Annotated in this window: 28 protein-coding genes and 1 other annotated feature; of the genes, 26 read left to right on the top strand and 2 right to left on the bottom strand. The window is 36.5% G+C overall.

The window, feature by feature from the left end; translation table 11 throughout:
- The first annotated feature begins 23 nt into the window (after positions 1–23).
- The 11 genes from minC (at position 24) to pheA (ending at position 7,402) form a co-directional block, all read left to right on the top strand.
- Complete coding sequence (gene minC, locus ACEPXD_RS11935) at positions 24–695, top strand: septum site-determining protein MinC (protein ID WP_391116179.1); 672 nt, start codon at positions 24–26, stop codon at positions 693–695.
- A 1-nt stretch (position 696) separates the two neighbouring features.
- A complete protein-coding gene (minD, locus tag ACEPXD_RS11930; protein ID WP_391116178.1) occupies positions 697–1,497 on the top strand; it encodes a septum site-determining protein MinD in 801 nt (266 codons plus the stop codon).
- A gap of 93 nt (positions 1,498–1,590) precedes the next feature.
- On the top strand, positions 1,591–2,136 hold the full coding sequence (locus tag ACEPXD_RS11925) for a hypothetical protein (RefSeq protein WP_391116177.1): 546 nt from the start codon (positions 1,591–1,593) through the stop codon (positions 2,134–2,136).
- Positions 2,099–2,725, top strand: coding sequence for a site-2 protease family protein (locus tag ACEPXD_RS11920; protein ID WP_391116175.1), 627 nt, complete (start codon positions 2,099–2,101; stop codon positions 2,723–2,725). Before ACEPXD_RS11925 ends, ACEPXD_RS11920 begins: the two co-directional genes overlap by 38 nt.
- Positions 2,726–2,776: 51 nt before the next feature.
- Positions 2,777–2,856, top strand: a sequence feature (ribosomal protein L21 leader region).
- A gap of 12 nt (positions 2,857–2,868) precedes the next feature.
- Complete coding sequence (gene rplU, locus ACEPXD_RS11915) at positions 2,869–3,177, top strand: 50S ribosomal protein L21 (RefSeq protein ID WP_151700462.1); 309 nt, start codon at positions 2,869–2,871, stop codon at positions 3,175–3,177.
- Between the two features lies 1 nt (position 3,178).
- Positions 3,179–3,514, top strand: coding sequence for a ribosomal-processing cysteine protease Prp (locus tag ACEPXD_RS11910; protein WP_391116174.1), 336 nt, complete (start codon positions 3,179–3,181; stop codon positions 3,512–3,514).
- Positions 3,515–3,526: 12 nt separating this feature from the next.
- Positions 3,527–3,817, top strand: a complete 291-nt coding sequence (rpmA, locus tag ACEPXD_RS11905; protein ID WP_090564003.1) for a 50S ribosomal protein L27 — start codon at positions 3,527–3,529, stop codon at positions 3,815–3,817.
- A 413-nt stretch (positions 3,818–4,230) separates the two neighbouring features.
- The gene (locus ACEPXD_RS11900) at positions 4,231–4,764 is read left to right on the top strand and encodes a Spo0B domain-containing protein (protein ID WP_391116173.1); all 534 of its coding nucleotides are present in this window, start codon (positions 4,231–4,233) and stop codon (positions 4,762–4,764) included.
- 5 nt (positions 4,765–4,769) lie between these two features.
- Complete coding sequence (gene obgE / locus ACEPXD_RS11895) at positions 4,770–6,059, top strand: GTPase ObgE (protein WP_391116172.1); 1,290 nt, start codon at positions 4,770–4,772, stop codon at positions 6,057–6,059.
- Between the two features lie 17 nt (positions 6,060–6,076).
- Positions 6,077–6,532 carry an ACT domain-containing protein gene (locus ACEPXD_RS11890; RefSeq protein ID WP_391116171.1) on the top strand — a complete coding sequence of 152 codons (456 nt, stop codon included), beginning with the start codon at positions 6,077–6,079 and terminating at the stop codon, positions 6,530–6,532.
- A gap of 12 nt (positions 6,533–6,544) precedes the next feature.
- Entirely contained in the window at positions 6,545–7,402 is an 858-nt protein-coding gene (pheA, locus tag ACEPXD_RS11885; RefSeq protein ID WP_391116170.1) for a prephenate dehydratase, read from the top strand.
- Positions 7,403–7,504: 102 nt separating this feature from the next.
- On the opposite strand, the gene ACEPXD_RS11880 is transcribed toward pheA, so the two are convergent.
- A protein-coding gene (locus ACEPXD_RS11880; protein WP_391116169.1) for an IS3 family transposase occupies positions 7,505–8,646 on the bottom strand; the annotation gives its coding sequence in 2 pieces (ribosomal slippage) (positions 7,505–8,373 and positions 8,373–8,646; 1,143 coding nt in all).
- A gap of 301 nt (positions 8,647–8,947) precedes the next feature.
- Between ACEPXD_RS11880 and safA the strand changes: the two genes are divergently transcribed.
- The 8 genes from safA (at position 8,948) to ACEPXD_RS11840 (ending at position 15,783) form a co-directional block, all read left to right on the top strand.
- The gene (safA, locus tag ACEPXD_RS11875; RefSeq protein ID WP_391116168.1) at positions 8,948–9,916 is read left to right on the top strand and encodes a SafA/ExsA family spore coat assembly protein; all 969 of its coding nucleotides are present in this window, start codon (positions 8,948–8,950) and stop codon (positions 9,914–9,916) included.
- A gap of 3 nt (positions 9,917–9,919) precedes the next feature.
- The gene (locus tag ACEPXD_RS11870; RefSeq protein ID WP_391116167.1) at positions 9,920–10,768 is read left to right on the top strand and encodes a phosphotransferase; all 849 of its coding nucleotides are present in this window, start codon (positions 9,920–9,922) and stop codon (positions 10,766–10,768) included.
- A 103-nt stretch (positions 10,769–10,871) separates the two neighbouring features.
- Positions 10,872–11,492: a Holliday junction branch migration protein RuvA gene (gene ruvA, locus ACEPXD_RS11865; RefSeq protein ID WP_391116166.1), complete on the top strand. Its 621-nt coding sequence runs from the start codon at positions 10,872–10,874 to the stop codon at positions 11,490–11,492.
- Positions 11,493–11,561: 69 nt separating this feature from the next.
- Entirely contained in the window at positions 11,562–12,575 is a 1,014-nt protein-coding gene (gene ruvB, locus ACEPXD_RS11860; RefSeq protein ID WP_391116165.1) for a Holliday junction branch migration DNA helicase RuvB, read from the top strand.
- 14 nt (positions 12,576–12,589) lie between these two features.
- Entirely contained in the window at positions 12,590–13,630 is a 1,041-nt protein-coding gene (gene queA, locus ACEPXD_RS11855) for a tRNA preQ1(34) S-adenosylmethionine ribosyltransferase-isomerase QueA (RefSeq protein ID WP_391116164.1), read from the top strand.
- Complete coding sequence (gene tgt / locus ACEPXD_RS11850) at positions 13,631–14,770, top strand: tRNA guanosine(34) transglycosylase Tgt (protein ID WP_151700452.1); 1,140 nt, start codon at positions 13,631–13,633, stop codon at positions 14,768–14,770.
- 43 nt (positions 14,771–14,813) lie between these two features.
- Entirely contained in the window at positions 14,814–15,074 is a 261-nt protein-coding gene (gene yajC, locus ACEPXD_RS11845) for a preprotein translocase subunit YajC (protein WP_151700451.1), read from the top strand.
- A 70-nt stretch (positions 15,075–15,144) separates the two neighbouring features.
- Positions 15,145–15,783 carry a DUF421 domain-containing protein gene (locus ACEPXD_RS11840; protein WP_391116163.1) on the top strand — a complete coding sequence of 213 codons (639 nt, stop codon included), beginning with the start codon at positions 15,145–15,147 and terminating at the stop codon, positions 15,781–15,783.
- On the opposite strand, the gene ACEPXD_RS11835 is transcribed toward ACEPXD_RS11840, so the two are convergent.
- Positions 15,767–17,293: an oligosaccharide flippase family protein gene (locus ACEPXD_RS11835; RefSeq protein WP_391116162.1), complete on the bottom strand. Its 1,527-nt coding sequence runs from the start codon at positions 17,291–17,293 to the stop codon at positions 15,767–15,769. The two genes, ACEPXD_RS11840 and ACEPXD_RS11835, sit on opposite strands and share 17 nt — an antisense overlap.
- A gap of 92 nt (positions 17,294–17,385) precedes the next feature.
- Here ACEPXD_RS11835 and ACEPXD_RS11830 point away from each other — a divergent pair, with 92 nt between their 5' ends.
- The 7 genes from ACEPXD_RS11830 to dtd all read left to right on the top strand — a co-directional run bounded on the left by ACEPXD_RS11830 (position 17,386) and on the right by dtd (position 26,415).
- Positions 17,386–17,700, top strand: a complete 315-nt coding sequence (locus ACEPXD_RS11830) for a post-transcriptional regulator (protein ID WP_391116161.1) — start codon at positions 17,386–17,388, stop codon at positions 17,698–17,700.
- A gap of 232 nt (positions 17,701–17,932) precedes the next feature.
- Complete coding sequence (gene secDF / locus ACEPXD_RS11825) at positions 17,933–20,206, top strand: protein translocase subunit SecDF (RefSeq protein ID WP_391116160.1); 2,274 nt, start codon at positions 17,933–17,935, stop codon at positions 20,204–20,206.
- A 98-nt stretch (positions 20,207–20,304) separates the two neighbouring features.
- Entirely contained in the window at positions 20,305–20,655 is a 351-nt protein-coding gene (locus ACEPXD_RS11820; RefSeq protein ID WP_391116159.1) for a lipopolysaccharide assembly LapA domain-containing protein, read from the top strand.
- A 91-nt stretch (positions 20,656–20,746) separates the two neighbouring features.
- Positions 20,747–23,101, top strand: coding sequence for a single-stranded-DNA-specific exonuclease RecJ (recJ, locus tag ACEPXD_RS11815; RefSeq protein ID WP_391116158.1), 2,355 nt, complete (start codon positions 20,747–20,749; stop codon positions 23,099–23,101).
- Positions 23,092–23,604 carry an adenine phosphoribosyltransferase gene (locus ACEPXD_RS11810; protein ID WP_151700444.1) on the top strand — a complete coding sequence of 171 codons (513 nt, stop codon included), beginning with the start codon at positions 23,092–23,094 and terminating at the stop codon, positions 23,602–23,604. The genes recJ and ACEPXD_RS11810 overlap by 10 nt, the downstream gene beginning before the upstream one ends.
- A 165-nt stretch (positions 23,605–23,769) precedes the next feature.
- Positions 23,770–25,962 carry a RelA/SpoT family protein gene (locus ACEPXD_RS11805; RefSeq protein WP_391116157.1) on the top strand — a complete coding sequence of 731 codons (2,193 nt, stop codon included), beginning with the start codon at positions 23,770–23,772 and terminating at the stop codon, positions 25,960–25,962.
- A gap of 15 nt (positions 25,963–25,977) precedes the next feature.
- Positions 25,978–26,415 carry a D-aminoacyl-tRNA deacylase gene (dtd, locus tag ACEPXD_RS11800; RefSeq protein WP_391116156.1) on the top strand — a complete coding sequence of 146 codons (438 nt, stop codon included), beginning with the start codon at positions 25,978–25,980 and terminating at the stop codon, positions 26,413–26,415.
- Positions 26,416–26,672 lie beyond the last annotated feature (257 nt).

Here is a 26,672-nt window from a genome sequence, read left to right as displayed (position 1 = left end):
ATGGTGAATCTGAGGTGGCTTGATTGACGAAAAAGCAGTTAATATCTATAAAAGGAACGAAAGAGGGCCTTGTATTACGCCTAGACGATCAGTGTTCATATACAGAACTTTTAGAAGAATTAGCAAAGAAGGTTTCTGATGAGGGTTTTGAAGGTCAAGCTGAGGTACTTTTACAACTAGGAAATCGATATTGCAATGATGAACAAGCGAAAGAAATTATTAACTGTGTTCAACAAACAGAACATCTTCGAGTAGCGAAAATTCAAAGTGAAGTAATGACTGTAGAAGAATGCAATATAAGATTGTTAGAAAATCAGTCGGAAACTTATGTAGGGATTGTACGATCTGGCCAAATAATTACCGCAATAGGTGATTTAGTTGTTATTGGAGATGTTAATCCGAATGGTCGAGTTGTTGCGGGTGGTAATGTGTTTGTATTAGGACGTTTAAAAGGAATTGCGCATGCTGGATCTAATGGAAATCGAGATGCAGTTATTGCAGCTTCCTGGTTAGAAGCTACTCATTTGATCATAGATAATGTCGTAGAAACAATGACAGATGAGTTAACTATATTATCTGAACATCCTGAGATGGAATGTGCTTATTTACATGCAAATGGTTTTATAGCAATTGATCGTTTGCAAGAGCTTCGATTAATAAGACCGAATCTATCAACATTTAAAGGAGGAAGCTAATGTGGGAGAAGCAATCGTAATAACTTCTGGGAAAGGAGGAGTCGGTAAAACGACGACAACTGCAAACCTTGGAACTGCATTGGCTCTTCAAGGGAAAAAAGTTTGTTTAATGGACACTGATATCGGTCTAAGAAACTTAGATGTCGTTCTAGGTCTTGAAAATAGAATTATTTATGATTTAGTAGATGTCATAGAAGGACGTTGTAAAGTGCATCAAGCGCTAGTGAAGGATAAACGTTTTGAGGATCGATTATTTTTACTACCAGCTGCTCAAACGACCGATAAAAATGCAGTAAACCCAGAGCAGATGAAAGAGCTTGTGACCGAGTTAAAACGGGACTATGATTATGTGTTAATTGACTGTCCTGCTGGTATCGAGCAAGGGTATAAAAACGCAATCGCAGGAGCAGACAAAGCAATTGTTGTCACAACACCTGAAATCTCAGCAGTTCGCGATGCAGACCGTATAATTGGGTTACTAGAGCAAGAAGAATCGATCGATCCACCGAAATTGATTATTAATCGCATTCGCCAGCATTTGATGAATAAAGGCGAAGCGTTAGATATTAATGAAATAACGACTCATTTATCGATTGATTTATTGGGAATTATAGCTGATGATGAAAGTGTTATTACTTCTTCGAATAAGGGGGAACCTGTTGTCATGGATCCCTCGAATAGAGCTGCACTTGGGTACCGTAATATTGCACGTCGCATTTTAGGCGAGTCTGTACCTTTAATGTCAATGGACATGCCGAAAAAAGGTGTAATGTCTAAAATCAAATCTATTTTTGCAAAATAAATATAAGCCGACTACCAAATTATTTGGTAGTCGGTTTATTTTTTTCATTAAATAGTCTCCTATTTCATATATATATCTAGTAGGGGGAATGTTATGCTATCGAAAAAAAAATGGATATTTGCACTTGTATTTGTAATGCTATTCTTCATGTTGAATAAATTTGAAAATAATGATGTATTATCGACTAGTTACTCCACATCACTTTTAGAACCTCAAAAACCAAGTGCGATTTTTAAAAGAGTAGTCGAGTGGATAAAAAAACCGGATGATCTTATTAGTGTAAATGCACCTATTGCAACTCCTCCTTTAATCGATTATAAATCGATTCAGCCTTTGTTGGAGGGAGCTATTTTATCGATTAATAATTCTCAAGATCTTTATGCTTCTGAAAATGGCTTTATCATATTTACTGGATATACTAAAAAGACAGGAAAGACTCTTTCTATCTTATATGATACTGGGGAAACTGTGACGTTTGGATTTGTAAAGGAGTTTCATCAATTACCATATACAACGATTAATGCAGGGGATAAATTTGCGTCTGCGGACAGTGAGCTACTTTATATTAAAGTGGTAAAAGATGGAAAAAATTTGGGTGTAAATGAACTTATTGAGTGGCTATCGGAAACAGATGAATAAAAAGGTTTTCAAAGTGCATCCCATCATGATTCCATTTTTTCTTTTCTTCTACTTGTCTGGAGAAATTGCTGTTTACTCTATCTTATTTGGTTCTCTATTATTTCATGAACTAGGTCACTTATTTGCAGCAAAACTTCTAGGGATAAGAGTGAACTCCTGCACGATTTTACCATATGGCGGTGAAATTAAAATGGAGCAGTTTTCCAAAAATACTAATACAGATCAGCTTTTAGTAATATTATTTGGGCCTTTTTTTACGTTTCTATTATTGATCTTTTTCAGTTTGGTTGATCTTCCACAGAAAAATATCATGGTATTTATCCAGTTTGTTATTTTTTGCTTTAATTTACTTCCTGTTTATCCGCTAGACGGAGGACGAGCTTTATTGCTGTTTATACCAGATAAATATGTTGAAGTAATTGGTTTTTCTCTCTTTTCTAGTTTATTCATTTTCTGCGTGAGTTTATATTATTTTCCTAAAGCGCTTTCTGTTACAATTGTTTTTTTATTTTTAGCGCTTCAAAATTATTCGTATTGGAGATTTCGGAAGTACAAGCTAGCATTCGACTATGTAACGAAAAATGCTTGACTAGATATTGTGTATGTGGTAATATTCTAATGTTAATGTTTGTAGCAGCACCCGTTGTTACAACCGCTCTGAAAAGGTTAAAGTGTTCGAGTAATCGAGTCACCTTTTGTAAGGCGAGTCTTAGTCTAAGAGGAGGTGCAAGTATGTACGCAATTATTGAAACTGGTGGTAAACAAATCAAAGTTGAACAAGGGCAAGAAATCTACATTGAAAAATTAGATGCTAATGCTGATGAAGTTGTAACTTTCGACAAAGTTTTATTCGTAGGTGGAGATGATGTTAAAGTTGGTGCTCCATTCGTGGAAGGTGCTACAGTTACAGCGAAAGTTGTAAAAAATGGCAAAGCTAAAAAAATCATCGTTTTCAAATACAAAGCGAAAAAGAACTATCATAAAAAACAAGGTCATCGTCAACCATACACAAAATTAGTAGTAGAATCTATTAGTTTATAAGATGATTAAAGTGACTGTAACAAAAGATCAATCAGGTCTTATTCATTCATTTGAAATGAAAGGACATGCTGATTTTGCGGAATATGGAAAAGATTTAGTATGTGCAGGTGCGTCTGCTGTATCATTTGGTGCAGTTAATGCCATCATCGCACTTACAGAAATCACTCCTATTATTAAGCAAAAAGGTGACGGAGGCTATTTATACGTCGAAGTGCCAGGCATATCAAATCTAGAAAAAGCTGCTAACATGCAGTTAATTTTAGAAGCGATGATTGTTTCTTTACAAACGATTGAGCAAGATTATGGGAAGTATATAAAAATAACCTTCAAAAAGTAGGAGGTGGAACATATGTTAAAATTAAATCTTCAGTTTTTCGCATCCAAAAAGGGAGTAGGTTCGACTCGTAATGGTCGTGACTCTCAATCAAAACGTCTTGGCGCTAAACGTGCTGATGGACAATTTGTATCAGGCGGATCTATTTTATATCGTCAACGCGGTACTAAAATTCATCCGGGTGAAAACGTTGGACGTGGTGGAGATGACACACTTTTTGCGAAAGTTGACGGTGTAGTGCGCTTTGAGCGTTTCGGCCGCGACAAGAAAAAAGTAAGTGTATATCCTGTAGCTCAAGAAGCTTAATCAAAAAACAAAAGGACTGCATTTATGCAGTCCTTTTTCTTTTCTCAAGAATAAAACTTAAATAGCTGGAAATTTTTTTACAATCTTTAAAGACACTAGCTTCTGCTTTTCTTAAGAAGAAAGTATTCTTTTTTTATTTAGTAACTGCCCGGACTCCAGCGTCTGTGCTTCTGCGCAAAGCTCGTCGCAGAAGAACATTGCCGCATTGGGGTCAAATGTGAAAAAACAGCGTTGGCTTAGAAGCAGCCTCTTCGCTTTTCCCCATTTTGCTCCTGCGCAAGCACATCGCAGAAAAACTCGCCTGAACGGGGTAGACATAGGCGCTTAAGCTTTTCTAATTTCTCACAAGAAAAAAAGGGCTAGACCTGTTATACTTGAAAAAGGACAGTTTAATACGGAGTGTGTAAACGAATATGGAGCCTAAACAAATATCAATTAATGAAGTATTGCGTCATACGATGCATGATTTTTTAAATAATCTACATTTAATTCAAATGAATTTAGATATGGGTAGACACGAAGAGGCAAAAACTCTTATTCGCACATACTCACAAAAATGCACCCAATTTTTCGACGTGAATAATATAGGTTTGTATAATACAAATGAATGGCTACAAACATTCAGTATGGAATACAATAAAGTATCGTTAGAAGTTCAAACAATACTCTTTAAAAGGGGTGCGGAACAATACGATTCCCCTTTAAAAGATTATTTAAAACGATTCATCGACACAATATATCCTTTGCTGAAAGGTTATCAAGAACAGATATTAAGCATTCGTTTATATTCCCATGATGTATTAGAAGTTCAGGTAGAATTAGTTGGAGAATGGACTTCATATACTTGGATCGATGAGTCTTTTACAGACTTATTTCGTGTGGAGAAAGAAATGAACACAGAATCCCGAATAAAATTTAAGTTAATTGCAACTGAGAGATTGGAGTGAAATAAATGTTTGTTGATCACGTAAAAGTGTATGTCAAAGGTGGAGACGGCGGAGATGGTATGGTTGGATTCCGTCGCGAAAAGTATGTGCCTCTAGGAGGTCCTGCAGGTGGGGACGGAGGAAATGGTGGAGATGTTATTTTCGTAGTAGATGAAGGTTTACGTACGTTAATGGATTTCCGTTATAAACGAATTTTTAAAGCAAACCGTGGGGATCATGGAGGCAGTAAGAATATGCATGGAGCAAATGCGGATGACTTATTCGTAAAAGTTCCTCCAGGTACTGTTGTAATGAATGAAGAAACTGGTCAAGTTATTGCTGACTTAGTGGAACATGGTCAAAAAGCAGCTATTGCTAGAGGGGGACGCGGTGGTAGAGGGAATTCTCGTTTTGCGACTCCTGCCAATCCCGCACCAGAGCTTTCTGAGAAAGGTGAACCAGGGTTCGAGTTAAATGTTACGTTAGAACTTAAAGTTTTAGCGGATGTTGGTTTGGTTGGATTCCCAAGTGTAGGGAAATCGACTTTATTATCCGTTGTGTCGGCTGCAAAACCAAAGATCGCTCCTTATCATTTCACAACCATTGTTCCTAACTTAGGAATGGTCGAAACGGAAGATCATCGAAGCTTTGCGATGGCGGACTTACCAGGATTAATCGAAGGTGCACATGAGGGTGTAGGCCTAGGTCATCAATTCTTGCGTCATATTGAGCGTACACGAGTTATTGTGCATATGATCGATATGTCAGGACTCGAAGGACGAGATCCTTATGAAGACTACTTGACGATTAATGACGAATTAAAACAATATAATCTACGTTTAACAGAAAGACCCCAACTTATAGTTGCAAATAAAATGGACATGCCTGAATCGGAAGAAAACTTAAAAGCCTTCCGTGAAAAAATTGGAACTGATGTGAAAATCTTCTCAATCTCTGCAATTTCTCGACAAGGAGTACAAGATTTACTTTTCGCTATTGCCGACTTGTTAGAAGATGCTCCCGAATACCCATTAGAAGATTTAGTCGAAGAAGAAACAGAAACATCTGTTATGTACAAATATGAAGCGAAAAAAGATGATTTCACGATTTCAAGAGATGATGATGGATCATTTATTTTAGCTGGTGGAACAGTGGAACGCTTATTTAAAATGACTGACTTCAGCCGTGAAGACTCAATTCGCAGATTCTCTAGACAGTTGAGAGGGATGGGAATTGATGAAGCGCTTCGTTTACGTGGTGCTAAGGATGGAGATACCGTACGACTATTAGAATTTGAGTTTGAGTTTATCGAATAGGGAAATGAGGAAACCGTATGAAAGATGTGACGCATCAACGCTTTTATTTAGTAAGAGAAGATGTTCTTACCGAAGCAATGCAAAAAACTTTGGAAGCAAAGCATCTTCTCCAATCTGGAAAAGTGTCTTCCATTTGGGATGCAGTAAAAGAAGTTGATTTATCTCGAAGTGCTTTTTATAAGTATCGTGATGCGGTTTTTCCTTTCCATTCGATTGTACAGGAAAGAATATTAACGGTATTTCTGCAACTTGAGGACAGAGAAGGCACGCTTGCTAGACTTTTGCAACTTGTTGCAGAATCTTCCATTAATATTTTGACCATACATCAAACTATTCCGATCCAAGGAAGAGCAAGCGTTACATTGTCTTTAGATGTTACGGAGATGACAAAACAACTAGATGATTTTATCAATGAAATGAAGCGACTAGACTTTGTGGAATCTGCTGAAGTAATTAGTTCTGGTGCTTTGTAAGGAGGATTACATATGGCAATACAAAAAGTGGCTTATCTTGGACCAGAAGCTTCCTTTACGCATTTAGCAACTAAAGCATTATTTCAAAGTGATTTGCTTGTATCTACCCGAACGATACCTGAATGCATTGAGTCAGTAGTAAATGGGAAAGTAGATATTGCTGTCGTTCCTCTGGAAAATGCCTTAGAGGGGACTGTTCCGCTAACAATTGATTACTTATTTCATGAAGTAGATTTATATGTGATTGCGGAAATACAAGCTCCAATTGAGCAACATCTAATGGTTCATCCTAATAATGAAAAAAAGTGGGAAGAAATAAATACGATCTTCTCTCATCCGCATGCTTTAGCTCAATGTCATAAGTATTTATATTATCGTTTTGGCAAAGTTCTTCTTGAACAAGCAACTTCAACGGCAGCGGCAGCTAAGTTTGTTTCCGAAAATGAACAGGACTGTATTGCTGCAATTGGAAATTCATCCGCAGCTACTGAATATGGCTTATCGATTGTTGGACATAATATTCATGATTTCCATTTTAATCATACACGTTTCTTTGTTCTTTCAAGAAGCAATCTTTGCATACAGAAGAAAGTGCATATTGATCAAGTGAAAACGACTGTTATGATTACTTTACCAAAAGATGATCGTTCTGGAGCGTTACATCAAGTGCTTTCTGTTTTTGCATGGAGACAGCTCAATTTGAGTAAAATTGAATCCCGCCCATTAAAAACAGGCTTAGGTCAATACTTTTTTGTGATTGATGTTTTAGAAGACGAGCGAACGCCAATGATGATAGGGGCTTTGGAAGAGTTAAGGGCTTTAGGATGTGAAGTTAAATCACTAGGCTCTTATTATACATACGAAACCTAAGAGACACTTTTTAGCTGATGAGTTGATATTTACAATAAACAATAAAAGCACCTTCCTATTCGGCACTGACTACCCTTTTTGAGACAGGAATAAAAACCCCTATTATGCAGCCAATTGACGGTATTGAATCGGCGATTGGCTGTTTAATTTCGTTTGAATACGGATATTGTTATAATAAGTAATGTATTCTTCGACGATTTGTATCACACATGCATTCGTTGTGCGATAGATATTGTCTAGATAGAACGTTTCAGACTTTAGCGTGGAATGAAACGTTTCGATTGGGGAATTATCAGCTGGCGTGCCTTTGCGGGACATGCTCATGGTAATTCCTTTTTTTTTGACTGCTTTTTGATAAGCATAGGACGTATAAACGGAACCTTGGTCACTATGCAGAATACATCCTTCTGGTAGATCTGGCAATTGATTGAGCGTGTCCAACACAAAATCGGTGTCTTGTTTGAAACCGATAGTTTGTGCCACAATCTCGCCATTGAAGACATCGAGAATACTAGAAAGATACATCATCGATTGGCCAAAAGGCAAGTACGTAATATCTGTAACTAACTTCTCCAAAGGACTAGAAGCTGAAAAATCCCGTTCCAATAAATTCGGTGCGACATATGCTGGCTGTCCCGTACGCTTCCTTTTTTTCACCTTTACTCTACATTGCCAACCATATTTTTGCATAGCACGCTGCACAGTTTTCACACAAACTCCTGTGTATAGAGCGGAAATCTTTCGATAACCATATCGGAACTTATGTTGTTTGCACATGTCGCCAATCTGTTGATCTCGAATCTCCTTTTGTGTGATTTGATCGGCATTCTTTCTCCAACAATAGTAAGATGACCGACCTACACCAAGGTGACGACAAATCTCTCCGACAGGCATAACGTTCTTTAATTCTTCAACTAATTGGATCACTACTTTTGGCACCACTTCCTTTCCAATTCCTCGTACTTTTTTAAAACTTCAATCTGCTGTTTCAAATATCGATTCTCTGCCTGCAGTTTGGCAGTCTCACTGCCATATTCCGGTCCTTTACCGAAGGTATATTGTTTACCGACTGGTTGATGGAGACGGTGGATTTCTCCATTTCGATACCAATGCATCCATCTCTTCAATTGCGTTTTGTTCCGAATACTCAATTTTTCCATTACTTCCTTTACTGGTACCTTAGCCAATCGCATTTCTATCGCCTTCATTTTCACTTCGACTGGATAACTGACTCTTGTCCCCATAGAAAAAACACCTCCGTATTGAATTTAGGTATTGTATACCCGTTTTTCAACGAAAGGTGCTTTTATTTGTCTCATTTATTTAGGTCAGTGCCTTCAAATGGAGGTGCTTATTTATTTGGGTTAGTATAGGTTTCGCCTAAAGGGATATCTATTAGTTTTTTCAATAATAATCCTTCCAATCTGGTATAACTGCCTACTGTCTTTTCATAAGTTTAACATGAAGGGACTTTAGAATGTTTTGAAAACATGTGACCATTTGAAATTGATATACATATTTTATAGGGAAGGAAGGAGGAAAACTGTGCACGTTCATATCGTACAAAAAGGAGACACTCTTTGGAAAATATCGAGAAGCTACGATGTTTCCTTTGATGAATTAAAGAAGTTAAATGCACACCTGGCAAATCCAGAGTATATTGTTCCGGGGATGAAGATTTTTATTCCTGAAACGAAAAAGATGGAGTCTACGAGACATCCATATAGCGAGGAACGTCAAGTTAAGAAACAAATGGTTAAGAAGGAGGAAGTCAAGATTCAACCACATCAAGGAACTAACAAAAATTACCAACCGACTCATCATATGCATCAAACTCATCCACATCACGAAACTCATCACCATCACCCGCATCATCCAGTTCATCCAGTTCATATATCGCATGCAGTTCATCCGATTTATAAAGCACAACCAGTACATCCGATTTACAAAGCAATGCCTGTACCTGTACCAATTGCCCCATCCGCTCCACCAGTTCAACAAGCACCGCCACTAGCTCCACCGATTCAACAAGCACCACCAGTTCATACCTATACTATGCCCTATCATATAATGCCTGTACCAGAAATAGAAATGACTCCTTCACCTCAAGGGTGGAGACTTATTGAATCTACATCGATTCATATAAATATTCATAATGAAGATCGTGAAAAAGAAGAAATTAAAGTAATAAATGAGGCAAATCCGATAAATCAAGTTCAACCAATGGCTCCAGTTCAACCACCACCACAGCCACAGCCAATTCCAGCGCCACCTACTCCACAATATGTGAGTCCAATAATGGAAGAACCTTCTTCCGAGTTTGTACCAATGTATCCGTACGAACCAATGTGTCAATGTGAACAATGTCAGTCCATGCAGTCATTCCCATACATGGAACCAGATATGCAGGAAATGCAACCTTATGGGCATTATCCATATATGCCTGTATGCTACGTGCCAGTATATCCGTGTCCGCCACATCCATGTCCACCACATCCGTTCCATCACTTTTAAAAAGTGAATAATTATATTAGACAAATCAAAAAGAATGTATGGAAATGGGAAAATGAAAATGGCCTTTTTTCTGTAAAAAAGTATTCGACGGTGGAACAGGCAGAAAAGATTCGTTTAATTCATCAAGAGTTACAGCAACTCGATAAGCCATTTATATTACCTGTTATGGAGTCTGCACAAGAAGACTTTATAATACAACCTTGGTTTAAGGGGACACATTCAGTTGATTATGGAAGTGAAAGAGATCGAAAAGAAGTCTATTCCTTATTAAGTGAGTTACATGAAACGAATCGATTGATCAAGTGGGAAGACTCCAACTTGTTGGGGCAGTTTGATTTAATCGCTAAGTGGCAAAACCGGTTTTTAAAAATGAAAGAGATTTCTTATTTTGCAGAATTTTATATGGGTGTAGAAAAAACGAAGATGCTTATCCAATATGGTGAAATTGCATTGAATAATATACAATCGTTTAGTAATCAGGATATTACGATATTGCATGGAGATGTTGTACATCATAACTTTTTGTCCAATCAAAAAGCATACAAAATGATAGACTTTGATCTTGCTGTAATTGGTCCAAAGGAAGTGGAAGACATCTTGTGGATGCATCGTGTACTACCGGCAATTGACTATGACATTTATTTTTTGATTCATGAATTTCCATTATTAGAAAAGGTCGTTTTAAAACATAAAGAAGCACTGATGTATCCAAATGAATTATATAGGGAATGGCTATATGCTTATGCGTTGCCAATAGAGAGAAAGCAAAAATTTATTGATCAACTAATTCCATATACAAATAAAGCACTAACAGAATGGCCAAAATTATGCTATAATTTAAGTCACTTATAAAAGGATGAATAAGCGTTGGTCGCTCATTTAAAGAGCGACCTTCTTTCTTGTTGTCTATACTATTATGTTATAATAGGTCTGACGATTGTGAGGGATACATAGAATGTATGATTACATAAAAGGTCAGGTGACCCGTGTTACACCTGAGTATGTGGTAATAGAACAACAAGGAATTGGATATCAACTTTTTACACCAAATCCATTTGCTTTTCGAAAAAGTGAAGAAGTGATTCAAGTGTATACACATTTTCATGTAAGGGAAGACACACAGCAACTAATGGGTTTTTTAGATCTTTCTCAAAGAGAGTTATTTAGAAAGCTTATTCTTGTTTCTGGCATTGGTCCAAAAGGTGCTTTAGCAATTTTAACGAGTGGCGAACCAAATCATGTTATTCAAGCAATAGAACGTGAAGATGAATCTTTTTTAGTGAAATTTCCTGGAGTTGGGAAAAAGACTGCTCGACAAATGATATTAGACTTAAAAGGGAAATTAAATGATTTAATAGATGTGGAACAATTCGATTTTACACAAGACGAACCTACATTATTTGACTCAAATCACGCAAATCATGAGTTAGAAGAGGCGATGCTTGCATTAACTGCTTTAGGTTATTCAGAGCGTGAATTGACGAAAATTCGTCCATTGTTAAAAGGAAATGAATCTCTGCAAACAACAGATGATTTCATCAAAAAAGCACTTCAATTATTATTTTCGGGTAAGTAAGTAAGTAAGTAAGTAAGTAAGTAAGTAAGTAAGTAAGTAAGTAAGTAAGTAAGTAAGGAGGTTCTAGAAATGACAGATCGTGTAATATCAAGTGAAGTTTCTAATTTTGATGAGCCATTTGAGCAATCGCTTCGTCCTCAATTATTATCACAATACATTGGGCAAGATAAGATAAAAAATAATTTAGAAATTTTCATCGAAGCTGCCAAAATGAGAAGTGAAAGTTTAGATCACTGTCTATTATATGGACCTCCTGGACTTGGTAAAACAACACTTGCAGCTGTTATTGCAAATGAAATGAATGTCCAAATACGGATGACGAGTGGTCCTGCAATTGAACGACCAGGAGACTTAGCTGCTATTGTTAGTTCGCTTGAACCTGGAGATGTTTTATTTATAGATGAAATTCATCGGTTAAATCGCTCGATTGAAGAAGTACTCTATCCTGCCATGGAAGATTTTTGTTTAGATATTGTTGTTGGAAAAGGCCCATCTGCTCGCAGTGTTCGATTGGACTTGCCGCCTTTTACATTAATCGGTGCCACTACACGAGCAGGCGCGTTATCAGCTCCACTTAGAGATCGTTTTGGCGTGCTATTAAGACTCGATTTTTATGATGAAGAGGCTCTAACTTCGATTGTTGTCAGAAGTGCAGAGTTATTTAATGCTTCGATCGATTATGAATCTGCTGGAGAAATTGCGAGACGTGCAAGAGGAACTCCACGTATTGCAAATCGTTTGCTTAAGCGTGTGAGAGATTATGCACAAGTTCGAGGGAATGGACATATCTCATTGGATATTGCCAGGGAAGCATTAGAACTTTTGCAAGTCGACCCAAGAGGCTTGGATCATATTGACCATAAACTGATCACAGCTATGATTGAACGTTTCAGAGGTGGCCCTGTTGGTCTAGACACGATAGCAGCAAGCATCGGGGAAGAATCTACAACCATTGAAGATGTGTATGAGCCTTATTTAATGCAAATTGGTTTTATCCAACGATCTCCAAGGGGAAGAGTTGTATCGTCGCTCGCTTATGAACACTTAGGATTTCCGTTACCAATTGAAAAAGATAACTTGTAAAGGAAGTAAGCTATATGAAAGTAGAAGATTTTGATTTTGATTTACCAGAAGAGTTAATTGCACAAACCCCGCTTCTTGACCGGACAAGCAGTAAACTGCTAATAGCGGATTATCCAAACAATTTAACTAAACATGAAACTTTTTCTGCTATTCTCGGTGAATTAAATGCAGGGGATTGTCTAGTATTAAATGACACGAAGGTAATGCCAGCTCGTTTAATGGGCATAAAAGAAGAGACTGGGGCACATGTAGAAGTTCTCTTGTTAACGCAAATAGAAGGCGATCATTGGGAAACGCTAGTGAAACCTGCGAAGCGTGTAAAAATAGGAACAAAAATTACATTTGGCGATGGTCTATTAACCGCAGTTTGTACAGAACTAAAAGATCACGGCGGACGAATATTCCGAATGGAGTATAAAGGTTTGTTTTTCGAAGTGTTAGATCAGCTTGGTGAAATGCCCCTTCCACCTTATATTCACGAAAAGTTGGAAGATAAAGACCGCTACCAAACGGTTTATGCAAAAGAACAAGGTTCAGCTGCTGCGCCAACTGCAGGACTTCATTTTACAAAATCACTTTTAGATGAAATTCAAGCAAAGGGTGTTAAAATAGCTTTTGTGACGCTTCATGTTGGGCTAGGCACATTCCGACCAGTTAGTGTCGATTCGATTGATGATCACGAAATGCATTCAGAGTTTTATCGTGTTTCTAAACAAACTGCACAGACGATAAATGAAGTGAAACAAGCTGGTGGAAAAGTTGTTGCTGTAGGGACTACCTCCACAAGAACTTTGGAAACAGTTGCCTCCAAATTTGAAGGCAAGATAGAAGAAGACAGTGGTTGGACATCCATCTTCATTTATCCAGGATATGAATTTAAATGTATTGATGGGATGATTACTAACTTTCACTTACCAAAATCTACACTAGTTATGTTAGTGAGTGCGCTTACTTCAAGAGATTTTATATTAAATGCATACAACGAAGCAATTGACATGCGTTACCGCTTTTTCAGTTTCGGTGATGCGATGTTGATAAAAGGAAGGAACTATTAAATGACAGCTATTACGTATGAATTAATCAAAAAAGATAAACAAACAGGAGCTCGTCTAGGGATAGTACACACGCCACATGGTTCTTTTGAGACACCTACGTTTATGCCGGTAGGTACACAAGCTACCGTGAAAACCATGGCTCCAGAAGAGATTAAAGGGATGGACGCTGGGATAATATTAAGCAACACATATCATTTATGGTTACGTCCAGGGCATGATATTATTCGCGAAGCAGGCGGATTGCATAAATTTATGAATTGGGATCGTGCCATTTTAACGGATTCTGGTGGATTTCAAGTATTCAGTTTAAGTGATATGCGCAAAATTGAAGAAGAAGGTGTTCACTTCCGAAATCATTTAAATGGAGATAAATTATTTTTAAGTCCTGAAAAATCAATGGAAATTCAAAATGCCTTGGGCTCGGATATTATGATGGCTTTTGATGAATGTCCCCCGTACCCTGCAACATTTGAATACATGAAAGCGTCTGTAGAACGGACATCTCGCTGGGCTGAACGTTGTTTAACAGCACATACAAATACAGACAAGCAAGGGCTGTTTGGGATCATTCAAGGAGGAGAATACGAAGAATTACGTCGACAATCTGCAAAAGATTTAGTATCATTGGATTTTCCGGGTTATGCAATTGGAGGTCTTTCAGTAGGAGAACCAAAAGATGTGATGAATCGTGTACTTGATTTTACGGCTCCTATGATGCCCGAAAATAAGCCGAGATACTTAATGGGAGTCGGGTCACCTGATTCTTTAATTGACGGCTCTATTCGAGGGATAGACATGTTTGACTGTGTGTTGCCTACTCGTATAGCACGTAATGGTACATTTTTCACGTCAAAAGGTCGTTTAGTTATTAAAGGAGCAGCATATGCGCGCGACTTTGGACCAATCGATGAAAAGTGTGATTGTTATACTTGTCAAAACTATTCCAGAGCATATCTTCGCCATTTATTTAAAGCGGATGAAACTTTTGGATTACGCTTAGCATCTTTCCATAATCTTCATTTCTTAATGAATTTAATGAAAAATGTGCGTCAAGCAATTCGTGAAGATCGCTTGCTTGATTTCAAAGAAGAGTTTTTTGAAGAGTATGGTTATAATAAACCAAATGCAAAAAATTTCTGATTCTTGTATACTGTAAATAGAGAAAAAGGAGGGGATAAAATATATGGGAAGTTTAACAGGCTTATTGCCGATTGTTGCAATGTTCGCTGTGATGTGGTTTTTCATCATTCGTCCAGCACAAAAGCGACAAAAAAATACATCACGAATGCAAAATGATCTTAAACGTGGAGACCAAATTATTACAGTTGGTGGCTTACACGCGAAGGTAGATGCAGTAGATGATAAAACTATTTTTGTAGTAGTAGCAGATGGAACTCGTTTACAATTTGAACGAGTTGCAGTTGGACGAGTTATCTCGGAATAATAAAAAGAACTTACTCAGGATTAATGAGTAAGTTCTTTTTTATTGGGTACAGTAATTACGAGGTGATAGGATGAACGATATTCTCATCATTATTATACGTACTTTTATATTATATTGGTTAATATTGGTTATTCTTCGTTTAATGGGTAAAAGAGAAGTAGGAGAACTGAGTATTTTTGACTTGGTCGTTTTTTTGCTAATTGCCGAAGTTGGTGCCTTTGCTTTGGATGATCCTAAAAGTAATTTTTTTCATGCAGTTTTACCAATGATTATTTTGTTAATAATTCAAATTACTGTTTCTTATATTTCATTGAAAAATAAAAAATTCCGGGATGTGATGGAAAGCAAACCATCCATCATTGTGAAAGATGGTATCATTAATGAAAAAGAAATGAGAAAACAGCGTTATAATTTAGATGACTTACTACAACAGCTAAGAGAACAACAAATAGGATCTATTCAATCTGTTAACTATGCATTTTTAGAACCGTCTGGCAATTTGTCTATCTTCAAAAAAGACAGTGAACAATTTGTTTTTCCACTTATTTTAGACGGTGAAATTCAAAAAAATCACCTTCAAAGAATTGGTAAAGACGAAAAGTGGTTAATGGAACAATTACAAGCACAGTACATAGACGATGAAAAGAAGGTGTTTTATTGCAGTTATGAGAATGATTCTTTATATATTCAACTTAAAACTTCTTTTTAGATGTACGTAGAATTTGTAGTATGACATTGACTTCCTTTCTTTTTATTTGTCCGAATAAAACTAATCCAACCGTTAAATAAAGCAATGTAAATAAACAATCCACAATTAACGAATGTTCTCCAATAGAAAAGAACAATGGCCGTGAAATAATGGTGAGTAAGAATATAATATATGGAAGAGCAAAAAAGGAGAAGCCAATTTGTGCTTCTTTTTTCAGTTTTAACGAAGCAATATGTAAAAATGAAGTGATTAATACACCAAAACCAATCGCAACAATTGCTCCCTTTTCTTGAATAGATGCTTGAGAAGCAAGAAAAAATAGTAACAATAATTTACCTACTCCACCATATAGAGAGTTCAAAAATGCTGCTTTAGAATTATTTAATGCTTGTAAAATAGAGAACAATGGACTCTGGATATAATAAAAGAAAAAAATAGGTGACAAAATTTTCATATAAGTTGTAGCATTTTCTACATGAAACAGGGCAGAAACAAGTTCTCCACCGTGTAAATAGAATAATGTAGCAGCATAACAGCCTGTTAAGGTAGAGAATTTTAAGGATAGATGAATTCTTTCTTTTAAAAGCGAATTGTTTCTTCTTGCAAAAGCATCGCTTACAGCTGGGATTAATACGACAGACAGTGCATATGGAATAAAAGACGGAAAGAGTAGTAATGGTACTAAAACACCCGATATAACTCCATATAGGGTCGTTGCGGCAACACTTGTAATACCAGTTATTGCTAGAGCTTTGATGAAAATAATGGGCTCTAAAAACCATGTAAAAGATCCAAATAATTTACTACCTGAAGATGGGAGAGCAATAGATAAAAGTGGAGAAAGTGGATAAGCGGTTGAAGCTTTTCTAATAGCTTGCTTCGCTTTCCATTTTACATACTTCCATCTCAAATAAAGTAAAGACGCAATCTCTCCAAGTAAAGACATACCCATTGCATAAGCCGCTGCTTCTTTAGGGGAAGCAGAGTGAAGTAGAAGAGGTAATAAAAAACTAATAAGTAGAATTCGTATTATTTGTTCCATCAGTTGGGAAACTGCCGTCTCTTCTATACGTGCAATTCCTTGAAAGAAACCTTTTAAGATTCCGCCAGCAGCAGCTATTGGTACTATAGCGATGGTGACATAGAGTGTCATTGTAATGGCATCATTCTTCAATAAATTTTCAGAAATAAATGGAGTGACATAAAGGAAAATAGGAGTAAATGCTAGAATAGATATAACAGTGACAATGACAGATGTTCGCATGACGGAGAAATAGCTTGAAACTGCATTTCTTGTTCTTAGTTCAGCAATAATTTTGGACATTGCTATCGGAATTCCAAGCTGAATAAGTGACAAAAAGAAAATGAAAGCAGGATAAGCAGTCATATAAATGCCGTAAGCTTCTTCTCCTGTTAATCGGACAAACTGCATGCGGTAAATAAAACCTAAAAATTTGGATAAAAAGATGGCGAACATTAACAAAATGGATCCTCTTAAAAAAGTAGACATCTAAACACTTCCTTCTCAAATACAGGAACATCGTTTACAATAACAATATGCTTACTAGTTGGTACATTATTCTTTAGATGGGGTGCGGTATTTTGAAAATCACTTACGAGGAAATTTATTTACATGTACTACCTGCTTTAGAAAGTAAGAAAAGTGAGTTCGAAGTCTATCGATATAAAAAAGTTTCTGAGCAAGATATATGGAATTTTTGTATTACGAAAAAATGGAAAAAGAAAATTGTACCAGAAATACCCCTTCACCATATTGTGAACGATATACTTTCTATATCTCCAGCAGAGTTTATGACGTTTGAACAAATCGAAAACTCGAAAACGTCGAACTGGTTCTCAGATATCAATCAAGAAGAATTGCAATTATTATTAAATCCCAAAAAAGAAGCTGAATGAGTAATTCGTTATTTGACACTGAGCGCATCGTGTTTCATAATAAATATGTTGCGTTTTTTGTAGCTTTAGAAAATATACACATAATTATTTAGTAATTGTTTAGCTCCAGCTGACATCCAATCGAAGTATAATATCAGTTTAAAGTGGTGGTGGAAAAACTACTTTCTCAAAAACTATTATTTATTTGGCGATTTGAATTGACTTTTGAAGCTTATTAGGAGGAAATATACATATGAAAGCTAGAGGACGCATAGTAGCGTTTTTGTTACTCATCGTTATTTTTGCAGGGACAATCAGTCCTACTGTTGCAGGTGTTTTAAATAACATTAAACTTGGTTTAGATTTACAAGGTGGATTTGAAGTTCTTTATCAAGTGAAGCCTTTGGCAGGTAAAGAAGACCAAAAAATTACAGAAAAAGTTGTAACAGATACGGCAGCTGCTCTAAATAACCGTATTAACGCATTAGGTGTAAATGAACCGAGCATTCAAATTGAAGGTGGAAATCGTATTCGGGTTCAACTTGCTGGTGTAGAAGATCAAAACACAGCACGCGAGTTACTATCTACCGAAGCAAATCTTACTTTCCGTGATTCAGATGATAATATTATGCTGGATGGGAATGATTTAAAACAAGGTGGAGCAAAAGATGCTTTTAATCAACAGGGACAACCAGTTGTAACACTAAAATTAAAGGACGCTAACAAGTTTGCGGAGGTTACTTCTGAACTAGCTGCAAAACCTGCTCCAAATAATGTTTTAGCTATTTGGTTAGATTATCAAGATGGAGATTCATACGCGGCAGAGATTTTAAAATCAAAGCCTAAATTTATTTCCGCGCCAAGGGTATCACAAAGAATTAGTTCAGACAGTGTAGAAATTTCTGGTTCATTCACTGTTGAAGAAACTAAAAACTTAGCAAGTATCTTAAATGCGGGTGCATTACCTGTTCATTTGGATGAAATATATTCAACATCTGTAGGAGCGCAATTTGGATCTCAAGCATTAAGTAGTACAATATTCGCAGGTATTATAGGTATTGCAGCGATCTTTATTTTCATGCTTTTCTACTATCGCTTGCCTGGTTTAGTTGCTGTGATTTCGTTAATTGTTTACATTTTCTTAATCCTTGTAGTATTTGATTGGATTAATGGCGTGTTAACACTTCCAGGTATCGCAGCAATCGTGCTCGGTGTTGGGATGGCGGTGGATGCTAATATCCTGACCTATGAGCGAATAAGGGAAGAATTACGAGTTGGTAAATCCGTTAAAAAAGCATTTGATACCGGAGCAAAAGAAGCATTCACAGCTATTTTTGATGCAAATATTACAACACTATTAGCTGCTGGAGTGTTATTCTTCTTTGGTACAAGCTCTGTAAAAGGGTTTGCAACGTTATTAATTATTAGTATTTTAGTCGTTTTCATAACAGCTGTATGGGCTTCGAGAATATTATTAGGGTTACTTGTAAACAGTGGTTATTTTGATAATAAGCCTGGCTGGTTTGGTATTCCTAAAAAACGCATTCATTCTCCTGAAGAAGAAGTTGATACGTTAGACTTAACTACAAAATTTGATCGTATAGATTTTGTTCATAATCGTAAGATATTCTATACTCTATCCATTGTTTTAACAATTGCAGGAATTATTCTGTTGAGTACAATTAACCTAAACTTAGGAATTGATTTCTCGAAAGGAACACGAGTAGAACTTCAATCAACAGAATCATTAACGAAAGAGTTTGTAGCTGAAAAAATTGCGAAAATTGGCTTACCTTCTGAAGATATTGTCCTTTCTGGAGATAATAGTAATGTAGCGGTCATTCGTTATAAAGAAGACTTTACACAAGCTGAAATAAAGACACTAAAAACGGAAATGACTCAACAGTTCGGAATAGATCCAAATGTTAGTAGCGTATCTCCTACGGTAGGTAAAGAGCTTGCAAAAAATGCAATATACGCTCTCCTTATTGCAGCTTTAGGTATCGTAATTTACGTGGCATTCCGTTTTGAATGGAGAATGGGATTTGCTTCAATTGTTTCATTACTTCATGATGCATTTTTAATGGTATCTATTTTCAGTATTTTACGATTAGAAGTAGATATAACATTTATCGCAGCTGTCTTAACGATTGTCGGTTACTCGATAAATGATACAATTGTTACATTTGACCGTATTCGTGAAAATTTACATCGTAGCAAAAAGATTACAACAGAAGAAGAACTTGCGACGATTGTTAATAAGTCTTTAAGACAAACACTTGGTCGTTCTGTGAATACCGTGTTAACCGTGATTTTAGTAACCGTAGCACTTCTAATATTTGGTGCAGAAGGTATTCGAAACTTCTCGATCGCTTTATTAATTGGTTTAATTGCTGGTACGTATTCTTCTATCTTTATCGCAGCTCAAATATGGTTTGATCTAAAAGTGAAAGAGTTACGTAAAACTGGTGGAATTGAAGTGAAAAAAGAAGAGAAAAAATGGGGTTCTGATGAGCCAGTAGTCTAATAGTTAGTTTCCAATTTGTTTGCTAAATGGATGGAACAGGGTATATCATGTATATATTCTGTTCCATTTTTTTATGGAAATTAGAAAGAGGTGCTGAAGTGAAATTTCAATGGTCATTATTATTTGGTTTATTATTCGCTCTGATGATTGCATTATTTGCTGTTTATAACGTAGGTGCAGTTCCTGTGGATTATGTATTTGGAACAGCAGAGTGGCCGCTGATCTTGGTCATTTTAGGCTCTGCACTATTAGGAGCTCTGCTTAGTGGTTCTGTTGCAATATATCGCTCATTTTTTCTTTCACGTAAAGTAAAAAATTTAGAAAAAGAGCTAGGAAAGAGAGAGGCATCTATCGGAGTACTTCAAACTGAATTAGATGCACAGCAAGAAAATCGTATTAGTGGTGCTGGAGATTTAGTTATTGTAAAAGACGAAAATAAGACGATTTAATCAGAAAACCTTTTGGCAAATGTCAAAAGGTTTTTTTTCCATCAAGCTATATCATTTCTTGTAGTATAATAAAGTTTGAGGAAGTGAAAAAATGATTCAATCAAAGAAAAGATGGTCTATTTCGAGACCAGATGATAAACTCGTTTCTACTTTTGAAAAAGAACTATCTATACCTCGAGTATGCGCAAAAGTATTAGTTTCAAGAGGCTTTCAGACAGTACAGGAAGCAAATAGTTTTTTACACTTAACGGAAGAAAATATACATAACCCATTTCTACTGAATGGGATGGATCAATTAGTAGAACGTGTCCATAGAGCCATCGACCAGCAAGAAAGAATTATGGTATATGGGGACTATGACGCTGATGGAATTACGAGCACTACAGTAATGATGAAAACACTTCTATCATTGGGTGCAGACGTAATTTTTAAAATTCCCAATCGATTTATTGATGGCTATGGACCGAGCGAGCGCTTATTTCAAGAGGCATTTGACGAAGGGGTTAAATTAATAATTACTGTCGATAACGGGATTTCTGGACTCAAACAAATTCAATTTGCAAAAAGTCTTGGGATGGACGTCATTGTTACTGATCATCACGAACCAGGAGAAGAACTTCCGGAAGCAGATATTATTATTCATCCAGGACTGAAGGGAACTACTTACCCATTTCCGTATTTAGCTGGAGTAGGTGTGGCATTTAAAGTAGCACATGCACTAACTGGAGAAATTCCGACAGAATTGTATTATTTAGTTGCTATAGGTACTATTGCGGATTTAGTTTCATTAACCGATGAAAATCGTTATTTTGTTCAAAAAGGTATAAAACAAATGAAGCGAGCAAATTCTTTAGCAATAGAAGCACTGGCGAATGTTAGTGGGGTGGAAGTTTCAACCATAAGTGAAGAGTCCATCGGATTTATGTTTGGGCCTCGTATAAATGCGGTTGGAAGATTAGGGGAAGCATCCCCAGGAGTAGAATTATTTTTAACAGACGAACAAACGAATGCATTATCGATCGCTAACATGTTGAATGAGAAGAATAAAGAACGTCAAGCAATTGTTAAACAAATTACAGATGAAGCTGTAGCAATGATTGAGAAAGAGAATACCTTAGGTGGACCAATTGTTATTGTGGTTGGTAAAAAGGATTGGAATCCAGGTGTACTAGGTATTGTAGCTTCGAAACTTGTAGAAAAGTATTATCGACCGGCAATTGTTTTAGGAATCGATGAAGAAAAACAGATTGCAAAGGGATCTGCTAGAAGTATAGAAGGATTCCATATGTATAAGGAACTTGCGAAAAATGGGGATATTGTTCCTCATTTTGGTGGGCATCCCATGGCGGCAGGGATGACTTTTCCTCTTGAGAATTTAGAGGAATTTAAAAATAGATTACAAACTCAAGCGAAAGAATGTTTGACAGATGATCAGTTAATACCTGTTGTTTTAATTGACGTGCCACTTGAAATGCATGAAGTTACAACAGAAGCTATTGAATCTTTACAAAAACTGGCTCCATTTGGAATGGACTTTGCAAAACCGGTTTATTGCATTGAAGAAGTAGAAGTTGCATCTGTTCGAAAAATTGGTTCTGCGCAAAATCATGTGAAGATGGAGCTTAAACAGGGCTCAATTGTGTTAGATGCAATTGGTTTTGGAAAGGGTGAATTAGCAGATGAAATTTCACCAACAGCAAAACTTTCGTTTATAGGGGATTTACAGATTAATGAATGGAATGGTCTTAAAAAACCTCAACTAATGATTCAAGATGTCAAAACAAATGATTGGCAACTATTCGATATTCGGGGAATTCGTCAAGTAAATCGCTGGCTTCCCATGATTTCACGTGAAAAAAGTATATTTGTTGCCTTTAATGAAACAACAATTTCTCATTTCGCCACACTTATTCAAGAGAAGATTTGGCAACATAAGGATTTGATTGAACAGCAAATAACATCTGATTATGTAATAATACTAGATTTGCCTGCGGATGAATCTGAATTGAATAAACTACTGGAATACCATGATTGGTCAAGAATCTATGCACATTTTTACGCGGTGGATTCTACTTATTTTGAAGGCATTCCGTCTAGAGATCAATTCAAATGGTATTTTTCTTTTTTAGCGAAACGCAAAACATTTGCATTAAAGCAACATATTCATGAGTTGTCCAAACAAACTGGTTGGAGTCAAAATACAATTAATTTTATGTCAAAGGTGTTTTTTGAACTTAATTTTGTTAGAATAGACAATGGGATGTTGGTATTGAACGATTATCTGGCTAAAACAGATTTATCAGAAGCACCAGCCTATAAACAAAGAGCGAAAAAGATAGAACTTGAACAAAAGCTATTATACGCCCCGTATATGGAGCTGAAACAATGGTTTGAAGAGCGAAAAGCAGTACAAACCGTTCCTGAGGAGGAGCAAGTATGGATTTAAAGCAATATGTAACAACTGTCGAAGATTGGCCAAAACCGGGTATTAGTTTTAAGGATATTACAACAATTATGGATAATGGCGAAGCATATAAATATGCAACAGACCAAATTGTAGAGTATGCGAAAAAAGTAAATGCTGATATTATTGTAGGACCAGAAGCGCGCGGATTCATTATTGGATGTCCGGTTTCGTACGCACTTGGAGTTGGTTTTGCTCCTGTACGAAAAGAAGGCAAACTTCCTCGAGAAGTCATTCGTGCTGAATATGGTTTAGAATATGGTAAAGATGTTTTGACTATGCATAAAGACGCAGTTAAACCAGGGCAAAAGGTATTAATCGTGGATGATTTACTTGCAACTGGTGGAACAATAGAAGCAACTATTAAGCTAGTGGAAGAACTAGGTGGAGTTGTAGTAGGTTGTGCTTTTTTAATCGAGTTAACATACCTTGATGGTAGAAACAAATTAGGTAACTACGATATTTGCACTTTAATGCAATACTAAATATCGAACCAGGCGGATGAGAAATGCTCGCATTCAGTCTGTGAATACACCTACGAACTCATTAATTGATTTCAAACTAGGGTGGACTTTACAAGTCCATCTTTTTTTATATACAATATAGCTTATATACTATTCTAGAAATATAACGAAATCAGGTGATTTAGCATGGCAAAAGATCAAGTGAAGACAGCAGAAGATGTTTTCGATACACTCTCCACGTATATGAATGGAGAGCATGTTGAATTTGTCAAAAAAGCATATAATCTAGCAGAGCATGCTCATCGAGAACAATTTCGTAATTCTGGTGAACCATATATTTTACATCCAATTCAGGTAGCCGGAATTCTTGCTGATCTTCAAATGGATCCAGAAACAGTTGCTGCTGGCTTTTTACATGATGTTGTGGAAGATACCGAATATGCACGGGAAGATATCGTTCGGGAGTTTAATGAAGAAGTTGCACTATTAGTAGAAGGTGTAACAAAACTAGGCAAGATTAAATATATGTCGAAAGAAGAACAGCAAGCAGAAAATCATCGTAAAATGTTTATCGCAATGGCTCAAGATATTCGCATTATATTAATTAAACTTGCGGACCGTCTACATAATATGAGAACCCTAAAACATTTACCAGAAGAAAAACAGCGTCGTATTTCGAATGAAACGTTAGAAATATTTGCCCCTCTAGCCCATCGATTAGGGATATCTGCAGTTAAATGGGAGTTAGAAGATACATCCCTTCGTTATTTAAATCCACAACAATATTATCGAATTGTTAATTTTATGAAGAAAAAACGTACAGAACGTGAGTCATACTTAACAAATGTTATGAATGATATTCGTCTTCAACTAGATGAGATGGAAGTTGATGCAGATATATCAGGTAGACCAAAACATATTTATAGTATTTATCGAAAAATGGTTGTCCAAAATAAACAGTTCAATGAAATTTATGACTTACTTGCCATGCGGATTATTGTGAACAGCATCAAAGATTGTTACGCAGTGTTAGGTGTTATTCATACGTTATGGAAACCGATGCCTGGTCGATTTAAAGACTATATTGCAATGCCAAAACAAAATTTATATCAATCACTTCATACAACTGTAATCGGTCCAAATGGTGACCCACTAGAAGTTCAAATTCGAACAGAAGAAATGCATAATATTGCCGAATTCGGGGTTGCAGCACATTGGGCATATAAAGAAGGGAAGAAAGTGGAAGTAAACAAACAAACAATCGACTCAAAATTAACTTGGTTTAGAGAAATTCTTGAATTTCAACAAGAATCATCGAATGCGGAAGAGTTTATGGAGTCATTGAAGTTCGATTTATTTTCCGATATGGTTTATGTGTTTACCCCGAAAGGAGATGTCATTGAACTTCCTGCTGGCTCTGTTCCCATTGATTTTGCTTATCGTGTTCACTCAGAAGTAGGAAATAAAACAATCGGTGCAAAAGTAAATGGTAAAATGGTTCCGCTTGATACAAAGCTCAAAACAGGAGACATTATAGAAGTATTAACCTCTAAACAATCATTTGGTCCAAGTCGTGACTGGGTCAAAATTGCTCAATCTTCTCAAGCAAAAAATAAAATCAAACAGTTTTTCAAAAAGCAACTTCGTGACGAAAATGTGATAAAAGGTAAAGAGCAAGTTGAAAAAGAAATTAAAGCACAAGAATTTGACTTGAAAGAAGTATTGACTGCAGAAAATATTAAAAGAGTTTGTGAAAAATATGCATTTGCAGGCGAAGAAGATTTATACGCTGCGGTAGGTTTTAATGGAATTACAGCCCAGCAAGTAGTAAATCGTTTAGCTGAGAAAATGCGGAAAAAACGTGACCAAGAAGAAGCATTAGAAAAAATTACAACGGAAATGAAAGCTCCTGTTGTTAGAAAATCAACGGAGTCTGGAGTTATTGTAAAAGGGATTGAAAATTTACTTATACGTCTTTCCAGATGTTGTAGTCCAGTGCCAGGAGATGAAATAGTTGGTTTCATCACGAAAGGCAGAGGTGTATCGGTGCATCGTTCTGATTGTCCGAATGTACAAAATGATGAGTCCCACTCACGAATTATTGAAGTGGAATGGGAGCAGAACGACACATCCGTGAAAAAAGATTATCAAGTGGATATTGAGGTATCTGCATTTGACCGACCTGGATTATTAAATGAAGTGTTACAAGTTGTAAATGAATCGAAGACACATATAGCAGCTGTTACCGGAAAATCGGAAAATGATATCGCTACTATTCATTTGACGATTAAAATTACAAACATTGCTCATTTGCATAAAGTGGCAGATCGCATAAAGCATTTGCCGGATGTGTATTCGGTTCAACGAATTATTAATTAAAGGAGTTATTATCTCATGAAGGTTTTACTTCAACTATGCAAAAATGCTTCTGTGACAGTAGATGGTAAAGTAACTGGTTCGATCGACCGTGGGTATGTATTATTAGTCGGTATTACTGCAACAGATAGTGAAAAAGAGATTAACTATTTAGTGGATAAAATTGCTGGTTTACGTTTATTTGAAGATTCGGAAGGTAAGATGAATCACTCCATTACCGAAAACGGGGGATCCATACTTTCCGTTTCTCAATTTACATTATACGCAGATACACGTAAAGGTAGGAGACCAAGCTTCATTAATGCTGCGCGTCCTGAGGTAGCAAAGCCATTATGGGAACTTTTTAATCATCAGTTACGGAGAAAAGGTTTTGTTGTTGAGACAGGTGTCTTTGGTGCTATGATGGATGTTACTTTTACAAATGATGGTCCCGTGACAATCATGTTAGAAGCATAAAAGAAGTGCAAGTGCCCTTCAAGTGTACCTTTCTATACTCTGCCCTGAGTGTTATGGATCGTGAAGTGACTGTGTCACTTCACGATCCATTTTTTTCGGTAATCTGTTGGCGGATGTTTGTACATCGCCTTCTTGGGATATGTAAAGACAAGATGCATTTGGTTTGGTTAATGAGAGATTAGATACTGTCCTATACTTTTAAAAGCGGACGAAGGGTCAATTTCGTCCTCTCAGCAGTTCTTTATGAATAGTAAAAA

The organism is Psychrobacillus sp. L3 (assembly GCF_042945595.1).
In the GTDB taxonomy this organism is placed as follows: Bacteria; Bacillota; Bacilli; order Bacillales_A; family Planococcaceae; genus Psychrobacillus.
Note: the sequence above shows the minus strand (reverse complement) of the source record. Positions and strands in the feature narration are given on the sequence as shown.